General features: G+C 66.1%; 13 protein-coding genes, 1 pseudogene and 1 riboswitch. Of the genes and pseudogenes, 8 read left to right on the top strand and 6 right to left on the bottom strand.

Going from position 1 to position 18,616, the window contains the following annotated elements; genetic code table 11:
• Positions 1-45: 45 nt before the first annotated feature.
• From CHB99_RS13080 to CHB99_RS13060, 6 genes and pseudogenes are all read right to left on the bottom strand, one after another.
• Entirely contained in the window at positions 46-597 is a 552-nt protein-coding gene (locus CHB99_RS13080; protein WP_042129063.1) for a MarR family winged helix-turn-helix transcriptional regulator, read from the bottom strand.
• Between the two features lie 203 nt (positions 598-800).
• Entirely contained in the window at positions 801-1,556 is a 756-nt protein-coding gene (locus CHB99_RS30590; RefSeq protein WP_428977844.1) for a methyl-accepting chemotaxis protein, read from the bottom strand.
• A 102-nt stretch (positions 1,557-1,658) separates the two neighbouring features.
• Positions 1,659-2,624 (bottom strand): annotated as a pseudogene (locus CHB99_RS30585) (cache domain-containing protein); the annotation flags it as partial.
• Between the two features lie 347 nt (positions 2,625-2,971).
• Entirely contained in the window at positions 2,972-4,318 is a 1,347-nt protein-coding gene (locus tag CHB99_RS13070) for an APC family permease (RefSeq protein ID WP_042129060.1), read from the bottom strand.
• A gap of 95 nt (positions 4,319-4,413) precedes the next feature.
• Positions 4,414-6,051, bottom strand: coding sequence for an amidohydrolase (locus tag CHB99_RS13065; RefSeq protein ID WP_052419539.1), 1,638 nt, complete (start codon positions 6,049-6,051; stop codon positions 4,414-4,416).
• Between the two features lie 67 nt (positions 6,052-6,118).
• Positions 6,119-7,447 (bottom strand): alginate export family protein, encoded by a 1,329-nt coding sequence (locus CHB99_RS13060; protein ID WP_042129058.1) that lies wholly within the window; start codon positions 7,445-7,447, stop codon positions 6,119-6,121.
• A 273-nt stretch (positions 7,448-7,720) separates the two neighbouring features.
• Here CHB99_RS13060 and CHB99_RS13055 point away from each other — a divergent pair, with 273 nt between their 5' ends.
• The 8 genes from CHB99_RS13055 to atzF all read left to right on the top strand — a co-directional run bounded on the left by CHB99_RS13055 (position 7,721) and on the right by atzF (position 18,585).
• Positions 7,721-8,632: a LysR family transcriptional regulator gene (locus tag CHB99_RS13055; protein ID WP_042129056.1), complete on the top strand. Its 912-nt coding sequence runs from the start codon at positions 7,721-7,723 to the stop codon at positions 8,630-8,632.
• A 236-nt stretch (positions 8,633-8,868) separates the two neighbouring features.
• Positions 8,869-8,970: riboswitch (guanidine-I (ykkC/yxkD leader) on the top strand.
• 66 nt (positions 8,971-9,036) lie between these two features.
• Entirely contained in the window at positions 9,037-10,104 is a 1,068-nt protein-coding gene (locus CHB99_RS13050; protein ID WP_042129055.1) for a putative urea ABC transporter substrate-binding protein, read from the top strand.
• 14 nt (positions 10,105-10,118) lie between these two features.
• Positions 10,119-10,934: an ABC transporter permease gene (locus CHB99_RS13045; protein WP_042129052.1), complete on the top strand. Its 816-nt coding sequence runs from the start codon at positions 10,119-10,121 to the stop codon at positions 10,932-10,934.
• Positions 10,931-11,713 carry an ABC transporter ATP-binding protein gene (locus CHB99_RS13040; protein ID WP_042129050.1) on the top strand — a complete coding sequence of 261 codons (783 nt, stop codon included), beginning with the start codon at positions 10,931-10,933 and terminating at the stop codon, positions 11,711-11,713. The genes CHB99_RS13045 and CHB99_RS13040 overlap by 4 nt, the downstream gene beginning before the upstream one ends.
• Positions 11,710-12,423, top strand: a complete 714-nt coding sequence (locus tag CHB99_RS13035; RefSeq protein ID WP_042129048.1) for an urea amidolyase associated protein UAAP1 — start codon at positions 11,710-11,712, stop codon at positions 12,421-12,423. Before CHB99_RS13040 ends, CHB99_RS13035 begins: the two co-directional genes overlap by 4 nt.
• Before the next feature lie 10 nt (positions 12,424-12,433).
• Positions 12,434-13,060 carry an urea amidolyase associated protein UAAP2 gene (locus CHB99_RS13030; protein ID WP_042129046.1) on the top strand — a complete coding sequence of 209 codons (627 nt, stop codon included), beginning with the start codon at positions 12,434-12,436 and terminating at the stop codon, positions 13,058-13,060.
• 180 nt (positions 13,061-13,240) lie between these two features.
• Complete coding sequence (gene uca / locus CHB99_RS13025) at positions 13,241-16,825, top strand: urea carboxylase (protein WP_042129045.1); 3,585 nt, start codon at positions 13,241-13,243, stop codon at positions 16,823-16,825.
• Positions 16,822-18,585, top strand: coding sequence for an allophanate hydrolase (atzF, locus tag CHB99_RS13020; protein ID WP_042129043.1), 1,764 nt, complete (start codon positions 16,822-16,824; stop codon positions 18,583-18,585). Before uca ends, atzF begins: the two co-directional genes overlap by 4 nt.
• Positions 18,586-18,616 lie beyond the last annotated feature (31 nt).

The raw sequence follows: 18,616 nt of genomic DNA, 5'->3' as shown, positions 1-18,616 counted from the left end.
GCAACACAAAAACCGCAGCTGAGTCTGCGGTTTTTTGCTGTCTGCTCAGGTAGCGCTGTTACCCAGATAATTCGCCAGCTTGAACGCCTGATCGCTGTTGCCCACCAACAGGCGGAATGCGTCGCACAGGGCAGCGAAACTCTGCTGGTCAATGCCGGCGAACAGGATGTCGTTGACCTGCTGCTGGGTCAGGCCAAGGTTGCTCAGGGCCTGCTGACCGGTCTCGGTCACTTCGAGCAGGACGCGCCGGGCGTCGTTGGAGTCCTTGGTTTTGGACAGGTAGCCTTTTTGCGCGAGTTTGTTGGTCTGCAACGTGATGAACGCGCCACTCAAATGCAGATGATCGGCCAGGCTGTTGACATAAACTTGGTCGTGCTGACGGAGATGGGCGGTTGCTATCAGGCAGGTGAACTCGATACCGGTGAGGCCGATGATCTTGCCGAACTCACCGCGAATCGCTTCTATCTTGCTGGAAAAAGCGAAGATGTTGTGCAGAAGTTCGCGGAATTTAGCGTCATCACCGTCCTTGCCCAGCATTGAAGCGAGGGTGATGGTGGTCTCCTTCGCGGTGTCTGCCTTCGAATCGCGTTTCGCCATTGCCTGGTTACCATAGCTTGTATAAAAAGCTAACCATGCTACTTGGCTTTCTTGCTAAGTCAACAAAGCCTTGGCTCGGGCGTCAGCGGCGCTGAAAGGCGCGGAATCGAAGGGCAGGGCAGCAAGGCGGAGGGTGTGTCTCCGTCGCGCTGACCGGCTGGAAGGCCACGCTCCTTTCCTGAGCGGGCCTTCCAGGCGTCGGTTCAAACGCGGAACTGTTCCATCAGGTTCCGCTGCTGGTTGGCCAACTGGTTCAGCGACTGGCTGATCTGCGCCGAGGCTTGCGCCTGTCCCGACAGTGACTCGGTGACATCGCGGATCCCGGCGACATTACCGTTGATTTCCTCGGCCACCGCGCTCTGCTCCTCGGCGGCGCTGGCGATCTGCAGGTTCATGTCGGTTATCACGGCCACAGCCCCGCCTATGCGCTGCAGCGCCGCAACGGCCTGGTTGACCTGGGCGACGCTGCCCTGGGCCAACCGGTGGCTGCCCTGCATTGCGTCGACGACCTCACCGGTACCTTGCTGCAAGCGCTCGATCACCTGGCGGATTTCCTCGACCGAAGCCTGTGTGCGCTGGGCCAGGCTGCGCACTTCGTCGGCGACCACCGCGAACCCGCGTCCGGCCTCGCCGGCGCGTGCCGCCTCGATGGCGGCATTGAGTGCCAGCAGGTTGGTCTGCTCCGCGATCGCACGGATGACCTCCAGCACGGAGCCGATCCGCGCGCTGCTCGTCGCCAGGCTTTCGACCTGGGTCATGGCCTGGGTCATGTCGGCGGCGAGGCTGGCGATCACCTGGCTGGTCTGTCCGATCACCGCCAGCCCATCGCACGTTGCAGTGTCCGCGCCACGCGCGGCATCCGCGGCCATGGCCGCGCTGTTGGCGACGTCCTGGGTGCTGCTGCTCATCTGCTGGGAAGCGGTGGCGACCTGCTCGATCTCGCGGAACTGCTGCTGCATCCCCGCGCTGATCTGGGTCGAGAGCGCAGCGGAGCGGTCGGCGGTGGCGCGGGCATCCTGCACCGCCCCTTGTACATCACGGATAACCGGCTGGAGCATATCGAGAAAACGGTTGAACCCGCCGACCAACGCGCTGAGCTCGTCTCGGCCCCGATACGTGAGGCGTCGGGTCAGGTCGCCGTTGCCATCGACGATGTCGCCGAGCATGCCGGCCAGGCCGAGTATCGGCCGGGTCACGCCGCGCACGGTCAGCCACAGCAGGAGCAGGACCAGCAACGCAAGGCCGATGCCGAAGGTGATCTGCCTGACGGCTGCGCTGACATTGCCAGCATCCAGTTCCTTTTCCAGGGCCAGGGACGGTGCCAGCAGTACCTGGCGTGGAACATCCAGAACCAGGCTCCACGGTGCCGAACCCGGTATCACCTGCAGGGGTTCGACAATTCGCAGTTGGCCGTCACGGGACAGCACCCGGGATTTGCCCGTGGCCTGCACGGCCAGGATCTCCCTGGCGCTGGCATCGTCGAGGGACTTGGCCAGCGGCTGGCCGAGCAGGTCGGCATGGCGGCTGTCGCCGGCGAGGAAGCCGGCCGGGCTGACGATGCGTACGTCCCCCTGGCCGTCATACAGTTGCCGACTGCCCTCCAGGCTGAGTTGCTGCAGGTGGCTGAGGCTGATGTCGGCGCCGATGACCGCGATCACCTTGCCGTCCTCGAACAGCGGGATCACCAACGAAGTCATCAGCACGGGTTGCCCCGAAGCTTCGTCGAAGTAGGGGTTGAGCACGCAGGCCTGGCGAGTCTCTCTCGGGCATTGGTACCAGGCGTTGTAGGGGGTGCCGTCGGGCATGGCAGTGGGGTCGACGATCTTTTCTTCCTCCACCGTCTGGGTGACATCCGCGCCGCCGGTCTGGGCCCGGTAGACGCTGAAACGGCCCTTGGCATTGCTGCCCAGGGAGGTAGCGCCTGCAAAGCGCGAGTCCTGGCCGTCCAGTGCATTGGGCTCGAATACCAGGTAGAGGCTGAACAGGGCTTTGTTGGCCTTGAGCTCGTTGTGGACCAGTTGCACCATCTCCTGGCGCAGCGCCTGTGCGTCGACACCATAGCGGCTGCCTTGGGTTCGTAGCTGCAAGACCTGACGACCAAACTGACCGGTGAACGCATGGGAGTCGGCGAAGAAGCGCTGAAGGGCTTCCATCTGCTGTTCGGCACGCGCTTGCAGGCGTGCCTGGGCAGCCGCTTCGAGCATGTCGGCATTGGCCAGCTTCACACGTTGCAGGCTATGGTCGGCCTGGTACAACGCGCTGCCAATCAGCAACGCGATGGTGCAGAGCAGGCACAGGCCTGCCAGCAGCGTCACTTTCCATTGAATTGAAACAGTGGGCATGGGGCGTCCTTGAGGGCGAAGGAAGAGCAGCGTCAGATCTTCAGGGCGATGCGTCCTTTACGGCGCAGGAACAGGCCGTACACACAGCCGATCAGCAGCCAGGCGCCGCCGATTTCCAGGGCCGTGCGCTCCATGCCGTGGAGCACCACCAGCACCACCGCGATGCCCACCACAGGCACGATCCAGTGAGCGAAGACGCGCGGGCTGCGCTGTTTGACGGCGAACTCGACCAGCACCGACACGTGCAGCAGGGCGAATGCCGAGAGCGCACCGAAGTTGACGAACGATGCCAGCGTGTCGATGTGGTCACGCATCGCCACCGCCACGGCCAGTGACACCAGCGTGGAAAACAGCAGGGCGACATGGGGCGTACCGCTCCCGCCATGCAGGCGTGCCAGCACACTGGGGAGCTGGCGGTCACGGCCCATGGCGAACAGCACCCGGGACACCCCTACCTGCATCGGCAGCACATTGGTGAAACCTGCCAGCAGGGCGATCAGCCAGGCCACGGCCAGGGCGCTGAACGGGCTGATCTGTACCGCCAGCAATTGATAGATGGTGCTGGAGGCGTCGCTGATCCGCACCCCGGGCATCAGGTTGCCGAGCACCCAGGTGCTGCCGACGAACAGCAGGGTGCAGATGGCCAGTACGCTGAAGATGGCGCGCCCGATCATGCGGCGGTCATCGCTCCTGACCTCTTCGGACAGCGTCGAGATGGCATCGAAGCCGAGGAACGACAGTACGCAGATCGAGGTGGCGGTGAACAGCTTCATCAGGTCGAACTGGTCGGCAGCGTAGAACGGCGCGGCGGTCAGCGCGCCCGCGCCCTTGCCGTCGGCCAGGGCCTGCAGGGCCAGGGCCACCAGGGCGAACATGGCCAGGAACTGGACCACCACCGATACCAGGCTGACGCGGGTGGTGACCGCCACGCCCAACCAGTTGACCGCCAGTGAAATCACCACCAGGCCCGCCAGACTGGTGGCGCGGTCGAGGTTCGGCAGCAAGGTCTGCAGCCCCACGGCCATGACCAGGAACACCAGCGCCGGGATCAACAGATAGTCCAGCAGGATCAGCCAGCCGGCGATAAAGCCGGGCAACTGGCCAAGGCTGTGGCGGGCGAACCCGTACACCGAGCCCGAGCAGGGCACCGTGGCGGACATGGTGGCGTAGCTTTGCGCGGTGAAGTACATGCAGATGGCCCCGAGCAGGTAGGCCAGGGCGATCAGCCCTCCCGATGCATCCCAGACGAAGCCGAAGGTCGTCAGTGGCGCCATTGGCGCGATGTAGGCCAGTCCATAGGCAATCAGGTCCTTCATGCCCAGGGTGCGCCGCAAGCCGGCGGCCTCCTGGGTACCCGGTGTTCCGTGTGCAAGGCCCATACTGGATTCCAGATCATTGTGTTGTTGTTATACGTGGCCGAACCGTCGCCGGCGCATGACCGGCGAGCGGTGTGGCGGTATCGCGTCGATCGTTGTCAGGCGGTGAAGGTGGGGTGACGGTGCATTTCACGTCCTTCGAGCAGGGTCAGCAAGACCTGGGTCTCGCCGATCTGGTAGGGCGAGATGCTGAAGAGGTCACGGTCCAGCAGGATCAGGTCGGCGTATTTGCCGACGCTCAGGCTGCCGGTGCAATCGTCGCGCCAGGCCGCATGGGCCGCGTTGAGGGTGTAGCCCTTGACCGCGTCCTCGATGCTGATGCGATGTTGCGGCGTATGGACAGGGCCCGCTTCGCCCTTGGCGGGGTTCTGCCGTGTGACGGCGCACTGCATGATCTGGAAGGGTTCGAAGGTGGTCACGCCCCAGTCGCTGCTGACCATGCAGGTCACGCCCTGGCGGATGAATTCACCGATCGGGTAGCTCCACTGGATGCGCTCTTCACCCAGCATGGCGTCGACGATGGCATCGGCTTCGGGATTGGGTTGCGCCCACAGGGTCTGGTAATTGGCCAGGATGCCCAGGTCACGGAAGCGCGGAATGTCCGCGGGGTGCACGACCTGCAGGTGGGCCAGTTGGTGGCGGGCGTCCCACTTGCCGTTCTGCTGCTGTGCGTACTCGATGCCGTCGACGGCTGCGCGCACGGCACCATCGGCAATGCTGTGGACGTGCAGCTGGAAGCGCTCGCGGTCGAAGGCGGCGAAGTATTCGTTGATCTGATCCTGGGTGAACATCAATTCGGCGTTACCGCCGGTGTCGTGGCGGGGCTCGATCAATACCCCGGTGCCGTTTTCCAGGACGCCGTCGAGGAAGAACTTGGCCGAGTGCATCGAGACGCGCTCGCTCTGATAGGTGTTGCGCAGGTCGATCAGCTCGCGCAACTGTTCGTCCAGCGGCTTGTGGGCGAACACCTTGGAGGTTGCGCGCACGCGCAGCGTCAGGTCGCCACGGTCGTGCAAGGCCTGGTAGTTCTTCATGTAGTTGCGGCTGACCATGGCATCGAGCACGCCCGTGATGCCACGGCTGTTGAATACCTTGCTGTAGTGGGTCATCGCCTCGAGGTAGTCCGCGTCGCTGTAGCTTGGGGCGATGCGGCTCATGGCCCAGATCGCGTCCTCGATCAGCCAGCCCTTGGGGGTGCCGTCGGGCAGGCGCAGGTAGTTGCCGTTCTCCGGTTCCGGGCTGCCAGGGCGCACGCCGGCCGCTTCGAAGGCGGCGCTGTTGGCCCAGCCGTTGTGGTAATCACTGGCGAACATCAACGCGGGACGACCATCGGTCACGCTGTCGAGCAACTCCTTGGTCAATTGTTCGGGGGAGAAGCGGGCCACGGAGAAACCGACACCCCGTATCCAGGGTTTGTTCGGGTTGGCCCGGGCAAAATCACGGATGATCGCCAGCAGCTCGTCCAGCGTGGTGGCGTCATACAGCGCAGCGTTGTGGTACAGGTCGGCGCTGCTCAACTGGAAGTGCACATGGGTGTCCTGCAGGCCCGGCAACATCAACCGGCCCCCGGCATCGATACGTCGCGTCGCGGCGCCGGCGAGACGTTCGATGTCGGCATTGCTGCCCACGGCAAGAATGCGCCCCTCGCCGATGGCAATGGCTTCGGCCCTGGGGAAATGATCGTCCATGGTGTGGATGTTGGCGTGGGTGATGATCAGTTCGGGTATCTGCGGCATGGCAACTCCAGTGTTACAGGTAGGGGGCGCGAACGGCCTGGCGTCCAGGCGCTCGCGACCCGTGCGGTCAATACGTGTAGAGGAAATACAGTTCCAGGGCCTGGAAACGCTCATTGCCCAGCGTCTGTCTGGCAGCCCCCTTGGGGGTGACCCAGTTGTAGGCGAGTGAGGTGTGCAGGCTTTTCGTGGGGTTCCAGTCGAGGAACACGACGTTTTCGTCAGCGAAGCGGCGGTCATCCACCGGCATGCCGTTGAAGTTCTTCTGGTCCAGGGAGAACTGGTAGTGGATGCCACCCAGCGTCACGGTGTCGCTGAGGTGGGTTTTCAGTGTCCACTGGTCGACCCGTTCGTTGCTGTTGATCAGCACGTAGTTGCCCACCACATCGCCGATCAACCAGGTGCTCCAGTCGATGAAACCCTTGTTCAAGGGGTCCCAGTTCTCGCGGGTGTTGTCGTGCGGGTCGTCATCGCCGGAGAAGCGTGCGTGGCGATAGCTGAGCAGCGGCGTCAGGGGCAGTTGCGCGAAGCTGTAGTCGGCCTGGGCATACCAGGCCGAGGCGTGGTACCGCACGCCTTCACCGTTGCCGCGTTGCACGGCGTACTCGCCATGCAGGGTCAGGGCGTCCAGGCCCGGTAGCTGGCCGTTCAATGCACGCAGGTTGTAGACGCGCATGCCGTCGCGCGGCGCCAGGTTCTCGCTGCGGCTGGCCAGGGCATCGACGCCCATGGCCATCGCCCCCAGGGTGACGCGGTTGGCGAGGCGGTAGTCGAGGTTCACCCCGTTGAGACGGTAGTCACCGACATGGTCATCGGTGCGCAGGCTGAATGCCTGTCCTTGCAGGGCGCCATGGTCATATTTGACCAGCGCCGAGTCGCGAAACGCCGTGCGCGGCGCCAGCCAGAAAGCGCCGTCCTCGAACATGTCCAGGTTGCCGTCGGCGACGATGAAGCCGCTGCCAACCATGAAGTTCTGTCGGCCCGCGGTAAAGCGCCAGTCGCCGACGCGCAGGCCGGCATAGGCCTCTTCCATTGCGGTCCTGCCGTCGGAGCTTCGGCTGTAGCCGCCGGCATCGCCGTCGCCGAAGGTGGTGGCGCCAATCGCCGACGCACCGGCGAGCAGTTCCAGGTCGGGTTCCAGCCCATAGCTGAGGGTCATGCCGGGCTTGAGGAAGAACTCCTGCCAGGTGGAACGGTTGCCATGGTTGGCACCGTTGCGCAGGTCCACCTGGCCACTGCCGAAGTTGTTCCCACGCGTGCCGATGACGGCACCGCCCGCGCCGAGGGTGGCATCGATCTTGAGATCGTCGAGGCTGAATTGATAGCCGGCCCAGCCCGAGGGGCTGGACAGCAGGCCGCACGAAAGCAATGCCAGGTAAGGCAGGGGAGTACGAGTCATGAAGGTGTTGGTTCCCGTGTTGTTGTTGTTTTTATGCAGGGCCTGAGGGCAACTTCCATTCGCTGCGGTGTGTGGTTCCAGCGTCTGGAAGAAGCGATTTATGGCCTTGTGGGCTCAAAAGCCGTCACGCTGTCGTTGTAGCGTGGTGATCCGGGCAAAATTATTCGGGGCGCTGGTTGGCGCTATTCAGGATGCCTGGCGTAGATTAGAGGCGTTCGTTGCAATGATTGAGTTCGCGCTTGGCACAACTCTTGGGAATTCTGGAACTAAATCGTGGATAAGTTTTGTGGTATGCAGCTGTTCGTCAGCAGTGCCGAACTTGGCAGTTTCAGCCGGGCGGCCGAACACCTGGGCAAGACACCGTCGGCGGTGGCCAAGGCCATTCGCCTGTTGGAAGCGGACCTTGGTGCGCGCCTGTTCGAACGCACCACCCGGCGAATGGCGTTGACCGAAGCGGGCATGCTGTACCTGGAAAGCGCCCGGGAAGTGCTTGAGCGGATGCGCGAATCCGAAGAAGAAATTGCCCAATTGCATCAGAGCCTGCAAGGCACACTCAGGATCAGCGGACCCTTGGCGTTCGGGCGGCCCTTCCTCAACGCCGCGTGTGCCTCGTTCATGGCGCAGCACCCGGGCCTGCGCCTGCAGGTCGACCTGTCGGACGACTATGTCGACCTGCTCGATGGCCGCTACGACCTGGCGCTGCGCCTGGGCCACAGCGACTTGCCCGGGTTGATTGCCCGGGACATCGGCGAGAGCCGGGCAGTGCTTTGTGCAGCTCCCGGTTATCTGAAGAGCAGTGGCGTACCCACGCACCCCGATCAACTCGCCCGCTTCGAATGGCTGGTCTACCGGCATCCGGCGCTGGGTGATGGCTGGTGTCTGGAAAAGGATGACGAGCGCCATGTCATCAGGCACCGCGGGCGACTCAGCAGCGACAACCTCGAACTGTTGCTGGAAGCCTGTCTCGCCGGTCAGGGGATCCTGCCCTGTCCGTACTGGAGCGTGCTGCCCTATCTACATGACGGGCGCCTGCAGGTCGTACTGGGTGATTACCACTTCGACCAGAAAGCGCTGGGAACGCGCTTGCTGGCGGTCTACCCGAGCACCCGCCGCGCTACCCGGAAGATCAACACATTCATCGAGCACCTGCGGGACTATCTGCTGCACTTGGGCCCGATGGGTTGATGCGGAGAGGATGGGGGTGCCCCTTGAGCGGGTTGCCGCCACGGGACTGAGCCTGATCGTGCGCCGCGACGGTGCGCGATGCTCCAGGAGAGCGCAGAAAAGACGATGAGCGCCACCCCTGGCTGTCTCGAAAGCCCCGGAAAACCGGGCGGGTTCGCCCGTTTCGCCACTTGGCACGGCTCTCGCATCACTCCCTCCGTGCGGGAGCAGCGCGAGCTGAATTGCACCACAATCCGAAAATGGTCGGCTAGGGTTCCGGTCCGCTGAAAGCGGGCGTCTGGACCGAGAGCCGACGACCTCCAGTTGAGGTTACACGGCGGGATAAAAGCCCGGGAGACAGACCACTCACTAGCAATGAGTGACGTGCTGCTCCCCGTCCGTCCACCGTCAACTGGAGTCTCTCCATGCGAAAGTCCCTGCTTTGCGCCTTCCTCGCCGCCGGCCTGGTCCTGCTCGCCAGCCCTCACTCGAAAGCCGCGGCCAAGACCGATTTCGATATCTGCTGGACCATCTACGCCGGCTGGATGCCGTGGGAGTACGCCGCCGCCGAAGGCATCGTCGACAAATGGGCGAACAAGTACGGCATCCGGATCAAGCTCACCCAGGTCAATGACTACGTCGAGTCGATCAACCAGTACACCGCCGGCCAGTTCGACGGCTGCGCGATGACCAACATGGACGCCCTGACCATCCCCGCCGCCGGTGGCGTCGACAGCACCGCGCTGATCGTCGGCGACTTCTCCAACGGCAACGATGGCGTGGTGCTCAAGGGCAGCGGCAAGACGGTCAAGGACCTCAAGGGCATGGACGTCAACCTGGTCGAGCTGTCCGTGTCCCACTACCTGCTGGCCCGCGCGCTGGACTCGGCGGGCCTGCGGGAAAAGGACCTGAAGGTGATCAACACCGCCGACGCCGATATCGCCGCGGCCTTCGACACCGCCGAGGTACAGGCGGTGACCACCTGGAACCCGATGCTCGAAGAGGTGAAGAACAAGCCCGGTGTGACCCAGGTGTTCGACTCCAGCCGCATTCCCGGCGAGATCCTCGACCTGATGGTGGTCAACACCCGGACCCTGCAGGACAACCCGGCCCTGGGCAAGGCCCTGACCGGCGCCTGGTACGAGGTGATGGCGCTGCTCGCCGGCAGCTCGCCGCAGCGCCAGTCCGCCGTGGAGCACATGGCCAAGGCCTCCGGCACCGATCTCGACGGCTTCGAAGGCCAGCTCGCCACCACCTACCTGTTCGACACGCCGCAGGCCGCGCTGACCTTCGTCAACAGCGCCGAACTGCCGAAGACCATGGACAAGGTCGCGGCCTTCTCCTTCGACCACGGCCTGCTGGGCGAGGGCGCGCGGGACAGCAAGGCGGTGGGCATGAGCTTCGCCAACCAGGTGATCGTCGGCGACCGCGACAACCTCAAGTTGCGCTTCGATCCCAGCTACCTGCAGATGGCCGTCGACGGTTCGCTGTGAGCGAGGGACAGACCATGCGCCTGATCAACTGTCATCCCGACCGGCCCTCGCGGCTGCTGCTGATGATCCTGCCGTTCGCCCTGGTGCTGTGCGCGTATTTCCTCGGCTCGGCGCAGCGCCTGGCGGACAACCCCAACGACAAGCTGTTGCCCGGCGCCGCGCAGATGGGCGCGGCGGTGCAGCGCCTGGCGCTGGTCGAGGACAAGCGCAGCGGCAACTACCTGTTGTGGCAGGACACCGCGTCCAGCCTGCGGCGCCTCGGCGCGGGCCTGGCGATCAGTGCCGGCCTCGGCCTGTGCCTGGGCATCGCCGCCGGCACCGTGCCGTTGCTCGGTGCGCCGTTGTCGCCGCTGCTGGTGGTGCTGTCGATGATTCCGCCGCTGGCGATCCTGCCGATCCTGTTCATCGTCTTCGGCCTCGGCGAGCTGTCCAAGGTGATGCTGATCGTCATCGGTATCACCCCGGTGCTGGCCCGTGACCTGGAACAGCGTGCCCGGGAGATTCCCGCCGAGCTGCTGATCAAGGCGCAGACCCTCGGCGCCAGTACCTGGACCCTGATCCTGCGGGTGATCCTGCCGCAGTTGCTGCCGCGCCTGCTGATCGCGCTGCGCCTGGTGCTGGGCTCGGCCTGGCTGTTCCTGATCGCGGCGGAGGCGATCGCTTCGGAGGATGGCCTCGGCTACCGGATCTTCCTGGTGCGCCGCTACCTGGCGATGGACGTGATCCTGCCCTACGTGGTGTGGATCACCCTGCTGGCCTGGCTCACCGACTGGCTGCTGAAGACCCTGACCCGGCGCGCCTTCCCCTGGTACGAGGGGGCGCGGACATGAGCTTCATCGAGGTCAACAACGTCTGGCAGGAATATGACGGGCATGTGGTGCTCGAAGGCCTCCACCTGAGCATCGCCGAGGGCGAATTCTGCACCATGGTCGGCGCCTCCGGCTGTGGCAAGTCGACCTTCCTGCGCCTGTTGCTGGGCCAGGAGCGGCCGAGCCGCGGGCAGATCCTGCTCGATGGCCAGCCGCTGCCCAGCGAGCCCGATCCGGCGCGGGGCGTGGTGTTCCAGCGCTATTCCGTGTTTCCCCACCTGAGCGTGCTGGACAACGTCGCCCTCGGCCTGGAACTGCCGCGCGCGCCGCTGCTGGGGCGCCTGTTCGGGCAGCACAAGCGCGAGGCCCGCGAACAGGCCGCGGCACTGCTGGGCAAGGTCGGCCTGGCGCATGCCCTGGACAAGTACCCCAGCCAGCTCTCCGGCGGCATGCAGCAGCGCCTGGCGATCGCCCAGGCGCTGATCATGAAACCCAGGGTGCTGCTGCTCGACGAGCCGTTCGGCGCGCTCGATCCGGGTATCCGCAAGGACATGCACGCCTTGCTCCTGGAGCTGTGGCGGGACACCGGGGTGACCGTGTTCATGGTCACCCACGACCTCAGCGAAGGCTTCAGCCTCGGCACCCGCCTGCTGGTCTTCGACAAGGTCCGCCATGACCCCCACGCACCCACCGCGTTCGGCTCCCGCGTCACCTACGACCTGCCGCTGAACGGCAAACGCCTCACCGCCCGGGCCGAACCGCCCGCGCTTCTTTCATCGCAATCCGGAGGTCGAGCATGACCCATACCCATCCCTTCGCCGAGGAACTGCTGCCCGGCGGCGGCCACCTGTCGTTCGTCCTGAAGCGCGGGCAACTGCTGCGCGTCACCGATCTCCAGGGCGGCGCCAACCTCAGCCTGATGCTGTTCAACGCCCGGGAAAAGAGCGAGCGCCTGAACCTGCCGGACAGCCTCAAGTGCCAGCACACCGCGAAGCTCACCAACGGCCATTGCCTGTACTCGGACATGGGCCGCGTGCTGGCGGCCATCGTCGGCGACAGCTGTGGCTGGAGCGACAGCATCGGCGGCGTGCTCGACGCCGCCGAAGTCACGGAAAAATACGGCGTCGGTCGCTACCAGGAGCTGCGCAACGGCTTCCATCGCAACGGCACCGACAACCTGCTGGTGGAAATGGGCAAGTGGGGCCTGACCCTGTCCGACCTGAGCATGCCGCTCAATCTCTTCAGCCGCGTCGATGTCGCCGCGGACGGCGCGCTGCGCTTCGTCGCGGGCAACTCCAGGGCCGGCGACTGCATCGAGCTGTACGCGCCGATGGACACCCTGTTCATCGTCACCGCGCTGCAGCACCCGATGGACCCGGATCCGCACTACGCGCCGAAACCCGTGCAACTGACCTTCGCCCAGGCCGACGCCAGCGTCGCCGAGCATTGCCGTACCTCGCGCCCGGAGAACGAGCGCGGCTTCCTCAACACCCAGCGCCTGTTCGCCTGAGGACCCAGCGATGACATCACCCCTGCAAGCGCACACCGCGGTCTACCGCGCCACCGTTCCCGCCGGCGAGCCGTGGCTCACCGAAGTCAAGGCCGGGCAGACCCTGCGCATTCTCGACCTGGAAGGCAACCAGGCCGTCGACACGCTGTTCTACAGCGCCGCCAACCCCCGCGAGCGCTACGACGTGCAGCGCACCCTGCGGCGCCAGGGCAACGTCTACCTGGGCGTCGGCAGCGTGCTGTATTCCAGCCTCGGGCGGCCGATGCTGACCATCGTCGAGGACAACTGCGGCCGCCACGACACCCTCGGCGGCGCCTGCGCCCAGGAAAGCAACACGGTGCGCTACGCCCTCGACAAGCGCCACATGCACAGCTGCCGCGACAACTACCTGCGTGCCTGCTGCCACGATGGCCGCCTGGGCAAGCGCGACATCAGCCCCAACATCAACTTCTTCATGAATGTTCCGGTGACCCCGGAAGGCGGCCTGACTTTCGAGGACGGCATTTCCGCGCCCGGCAAGTACGTGCAGCTGAAAGCGCACATGGACGTGATCGTGCTGATCTCCAACTGCCCGCAACTGAACAACCCGTGCAACGGCTACAACCCCACCCCGGCGGAGCTGCTGATATGGAACTGAAGACCCTGCTGCAAAAGATGCGCCTGTGCCTCTTCACCGCCTGCCAGGCCCGCAGCGGGCAACTGAAAGCCGCCAGCCTGTCCTGATCGGGAGTCCGGGGACGACCCCGGACCGCCACAACCACCGCGGGACGACCCGCAACCCAGTCGGGGCCTTCGCCGGCCTCCGGGGGACGTTGTCATGTTCGAAAAACTGTTGATTGCCAACCGTGGCGCCATCGCCTGCCGTGTCCTGCGCACCCTGCGCGCACTCCAGGTCAAGGGTGTTGCGGTGTATGCCGAAGCCGACCTCGCCAGCCGCCATATCGTCGATGCCGACCAGGCCATCAGCCTGGGCGAGGGCGCCGCCGCCACCACCTACCTGGCCGTGGACAAGATCCTCGCCGCCGCCCGCGACAGCGGCGCCCAGGCGATTCATCCGGGCTACGGCTTCCTTTCCGAAAACGCTGCCTTCGCCGAGGCCTGCGAAGCGGCGGGGCTGGCGTTCGTCGGGCCGACACCGGAGCAACTGCGCCTGTTCGGCCTCAAGCACACCGCCCGCGCCCTGGCCCGGGAGCAGGGCCTGCCGCTGCTGGAAGGCACCGATCTGCTGGACAGCGTCGAGCAGGCACTGCTCGCCGCCAGCCAGGTCGGCTATCCGGTGATGCTCAAGAGCACCGCCGGCGGTGGCGGCATCGGCATGCGCGTGTGCCGCTCGGCCGCCGAGCTGGAGGACGCTTTCGAGGCGGTGAAGCGCCTCGGGCAGAACAACTTCAGCGATGCCGGGGTGTTCATCGAGAAGTACATCGAGCGCGCGCGGCACCTGGAAGTGCAGGTGTTCGGCGATGGCGCGGGCCAGGTGCTGGCGCTGGGCGTGCGCGATTGCTCGGTGCAGCGGCGCAACCAGAAAGTGCTGGAGGAAACCCCGGCGCCGAACCTGCCCGAGGGCATGGCCGAGGCGCTCTGCGAGGCCGCGCTCAGACTCACCCGCGCGGTGCGCTATCGCAGCGCCGGGACCGTCGAGTTCGTCTACGACAGCGACGCGGGACGCTTCTACTTCCTCGAAGTGAATACCCGCCTGCAGGTGGAGCATGGCGTGACCGAACAGGTCTGGGGTGTCGACCTGGTGCGCTGGATGATCGAGCTGGCGGCCGGCGAACTGGCGCCGCTGGAGCGACTGGCCGCCGGCCTGCAACCGCGCGGGCATGCGATACAGGCACGGCTCTACGCGGAAGATCCGGGCAAGGACTTCCAGCCCAGCCCCGGCCTGCTCACCGCCGTGCGCTTCCCCGCGGCGGACGGCCAGGCGCTGCGCATCGACACCTGGGTCAGCGCCGGTTGCGAGATCGCACCGTACTTCGATCCGATGATCGCCAAGCTCATCGCCTGGGCCGACGACCGCGAACAGGCCCGTCAGGACCTGCACCGTGCCCTGGGCGACAGCGAGATCCATGGCGTCGAGAGCAACCGCGCCTACCTGCGGCAGATCCTCGAAGACGCGCCCTTCGTCAGCGGCAGCCCCTGGACCCGCTGCCTGGAAGGCTTGAGCTATCGCGCCACGACCTGCGAGGTACTCAGCGGCGGTACCCAGACCAGTATCCAGGACTACCCCGGACGCCTCGGCTACTGGGCGGTCGGCGTGCCACCGTCCGGTCCGATGGACAGCCGCGCGCTGCGCCTGGGCAACCTGCTGCTGGGCAACCCGGAAGGCGCGGCGGCGCTGGAAGTGACCATGAGCGGGCCGTCCCTGCGCTTCAACACCGATGCCGTGATCGCCGTCACCGGCGCCAGCCTGCCGCTGACCCTGGACGGCCAGGCCATCGCCATGAACCGCAGCGTGCTGGTCCGCGCCGGTGCGACCCTGAGCCTGGGCAGCATCGGCGGCGCCGGCGCGCGTGCCTACCTGTGCGTACGCGGTGGCATCCAGGTACCGGACTACCTGGGCAGCAAGAGCACCTTCATGCTCGGCCAGTTCGGCGGGCACGCCGGTCGCGCGTTGCGGGCGGGAGATGTCCTGCACCTGGCGGCGCTGGACGATACCTCGGCGGGCGACGACCTGCCGGTGCAGGCGGAGCTGGGTGCAGTGCGGCAGATCCGGGTCATCTACGGCCCGCATGGCGCGCCGGAGTATTTCACCGAAGGCTACATGCGCACCTTCTTCGCCACCGACTGGGAGGTGCACTTCAATTCCAGTCGCACCGGCGTGCGCCTGATCGGTCCGAAACCCGAGTGGGTTCGCGCGGACGGCGGCGAGGCGGGGCTGCACCCCTCGAACATCCACGACAACCCCTACGCCATCGGCGCGGTGGACTTCACCGGCGACATGCCGGTGATCCTCGGTCCCGATGGCCCGAGCCTCGGCGGTTTCGTCTGCCCGGTCACGGTGATCGAGGCCGACCTCTGGCAACTGGGGCAACTCAAGGCCGGGGACAAGCTGCGCTTCCTGCCGACCTCTCTGGAAACGGCCCGGCAACTGGCCTGCGCGGCCTTGCTGGCGGAGCCGGCGCAGGTCCGCCCGGACGTCGAACTGCGTTCGCCGATCGTGCTGGACATCGGCGAGCAGGACCGCCGCCTGGTAGCGCGCGTGGCGGGGGATACCCATGTGCTGCTGGAGATCGGCGCCGCCGAGCTCGATCTGGTCCTGCGCTTTCGCGCCCATGCCCTGATGCAGGCGCTGGAGGCCCGCGCGCTGGCCGGCGTGATCGACCTGACCCCGGGCATCCGCTCGCTGCAGGTCCACTACCAGCCGGAGCGCCTGCCCCTGGGGCACCTGCTGGAAATCGTCGCCGGCGAGTGGCAGCAGGTGTGCGGCAGCGACGACCTGCAGGTGCCGTCGCGCATCGTCCACCTGCCGTTGTCCTGGGACGATCCGGCCTGCCAGCTGGCCATCGAGAAATACATGACCACCGTGCGCAAGGACGCCCCCTGGTGCCCGAGCAACCTGGAGTTCATCCGTCGCATCAACGATCTGCCGAACCTCGACGAGGTGCAGCGCACGGTGTTCGACGCCAGCTACCTGGTCATGGGCCTGGGCGACGTCTACCTCGGTGCGCCGGTGGCCACGCCGCTGGATCCGCGCCATCGCCTGGTCACCACCAAGTACAACCCGGCGCGCACCTGGACCGCGGAAAACTCCGTGGGCATCGGTGGCGCCTATATGTGCGTGTATGGCATGGAAGGGCCGGGCGGCTACCAGTTCGTCGGGCGCACCCTGCAGATGTGGGACCGCTACCGCGAGGTCGCGGCGTTCGCCGGCAAACCGTGGCTGCTGCGCTTCTTCGACCAGATCCGTTTCTACCCGGTCAGTGCCGGGGAGCTGGAACGCATCCGCCGCGATTTCCCGCTGGGGCGCTTTGAACTGACGATTGAGCCCAGCCAGCTGCGGCTGGCGGACTACCAGGCATTTCTGGCCGAGGAGGCCGACGGTATCCAGGTGTTCCGCGAGCGTCAGCAGGCCGCATTCGCCGCCGAGCGGCAACGCTGGATCGACAGCGGCCAGGCCCATTTCGAGTCCACCGAAGCCGTGGCCGAAGCCACCGAGGACGCGCCGCTGCCAGCCGGACAGATCGGCGTGGAAAGCGCCATCGCCGGCAACCTCTGGCAAGTCCAGGTCGCTGTTGGCCAGCGGGTCGAGGCGGGGGAGGCGCTGGTGGTGCTGGAGTCGATGAAGATGGAGATCCCGTTGCTGGCGCCTTGCGCGGGCGTGGTGCGGGAGGTGCGTGTCGAGCCGGGTTCGGCGGTGCGCGCGGGACAACGGGTCGTGGTGCTGGAAGGAGGTGAGGCATGAAGGTGAATCTGCAACTGGACGCGCTGCGTAAGCGCTACGTTGCCGGCGAACACTCGCCGCGGGAACTGATCCTGGCGTTGCGCGAGCGCGCCGAACAGCTGAATCCGCGTTACAGGCTGTTCATCCACCTGCTGAGCGCGGAGGAACTGGAACCTTACCTCGCGGCGCTGGAGGACGCGGCGCCGGAGAGCCTGCCGCTGTACGGCGTGCCGTTCGCGATCAAGGACAACATCGACCTTGCGGGCATTCCCACCACGGCGGCGTGCCCGGCATTCGCCTACACGCCCGAGCGTTCGGCGAGCGTGGTCGAGCAGTTGATCCGCCTCGGCGCGGTACCGCTGGGCAAGACCAACCTCGACCAGTTCGCCACCGGCCTCAACGGCACCCGCTCGCCCTATGGCGCCTGCATCAACAGCGTGCTGGACGACTATCCGTCCGGCGGCTCCAGCGCCGGCTCGCCGCTGGCGGTGGCCCTGGGCCTGGCCAGTTTCGCCCTGGGGACCGACACCGCGGGGTCCGGGCGGGTGCCGGCGGCGCTCAACGGCCTGGTCGGGCTCAAGGCCAGCAAGGGCCTGATCTCCACCGCCGGCGTCGTGCCGGCGTGCCGGACTCTGGACTGCGTGACCACCTTCACCGCCACGGCGGGCGAGGCCAGCCAGTTGCTGCAACTGCTGGCGGTGCAGGATGCGCGTGACGAATACAGCCGGGCCAATGCCGGCTGGAACCTGGGCAGTGCCTTCGGTCGGGTCGGCGCTTTCCGCTTCGGCGTGCCCAGGCCGGCGGACCTGGCGTTCTTCGGCTGCGAGGAAGGCCCGGGCCTGTTCGCCGCGGCGGTCGAGCGCCTGCGGGCGCTGGGCGGCGAGGCGGTGAGCATCGACCTGTCGCCGTTCCTCGAAGCTGCGCGGCTGCTGTACGAAGGCCCCTGGGTCGCGGAACGCTACAGCGTGGTGGGCGAACTGGCCCGCACGCAGCCGGAAGCGCTGCTGCCGGTGATCCATGCGGTGCTGGCCAAGGCGCCAGGGGTCAGCGGTGTGGACACCTTCCGCGCGCAGTACCGCCTGCAGCAGCTGAAGGCCGAGTGCGACCGGCAACTGGCTGGCCTGGACTGTGTGCTGACGCCCACCATCGGGCGCCCGGTGACCCTCGCCGAACTGGCCGAGGAGCCGGTGCTGCGCAATGCGGAACTGGGCTACTACACCAACTTCATGAACCTGCTGGACTACGCGGCGGTCGCCGTGCCTGGCGGGCACATGGCCAATGGTCTGCCGTGGGGCGTCACCCTGTTCGGCCGGGCGTTTACCGATCAGTACCTGCTCAGTCTCGCCGCGGCGTTCCAGGGCGACGAGGTTCCCGCCCGCCCGGCGCGCAACGACCAGGCGCGGGTGGTGGTGTGCGGCGCCCACCTGGACGGCCTGGCGCTCAACTGGCAGTTGAAACAGCGTGGCGCGCGGCTGCTGGAGGCGACTTCCAGCGCGCCGAACTATCGCCTGTACGCCCTGGCGGGCGGGCCGGTGCAGCGGCCGGGAATGGTTCGGGTCGACACGGGGGGCGTGGCCATCGCCGTGGAAGTCTGGCAACTGCCCAGCGCCGCCCTCGGTGCGTTTCTCAGCGAGATTCCGGCGCCGCTGGGGTTGGGCAAGGTGGAGCTGGAAGATGGACGCTGGGAGACCGGCTTCATCTGCGAGGGGTATGGGCTGGAGGGCGCCCGGGATATCAGCGAGTGGGGCGGGTGGAGGGCCTGGTTGAACGGGCAGGGGTGATCGTTGTCGCGACCTTGATGACGTTGTATCT

The organism is Pseudomonas japonica (assembly GCF_900188455.1).
Classification (GTDB): domain Bacteria; phylum Pseudomonadota; class Gammaproteobacteria; order Pseudomonadales; family Pseudomonadaceae; genus Aquipseudomonas; species Aquipseudomonas japonica.
Note: the sequence above shows the minus strand (reverse complement) of the source record. Positions and strands in the feature narration are given on the sequence as shown.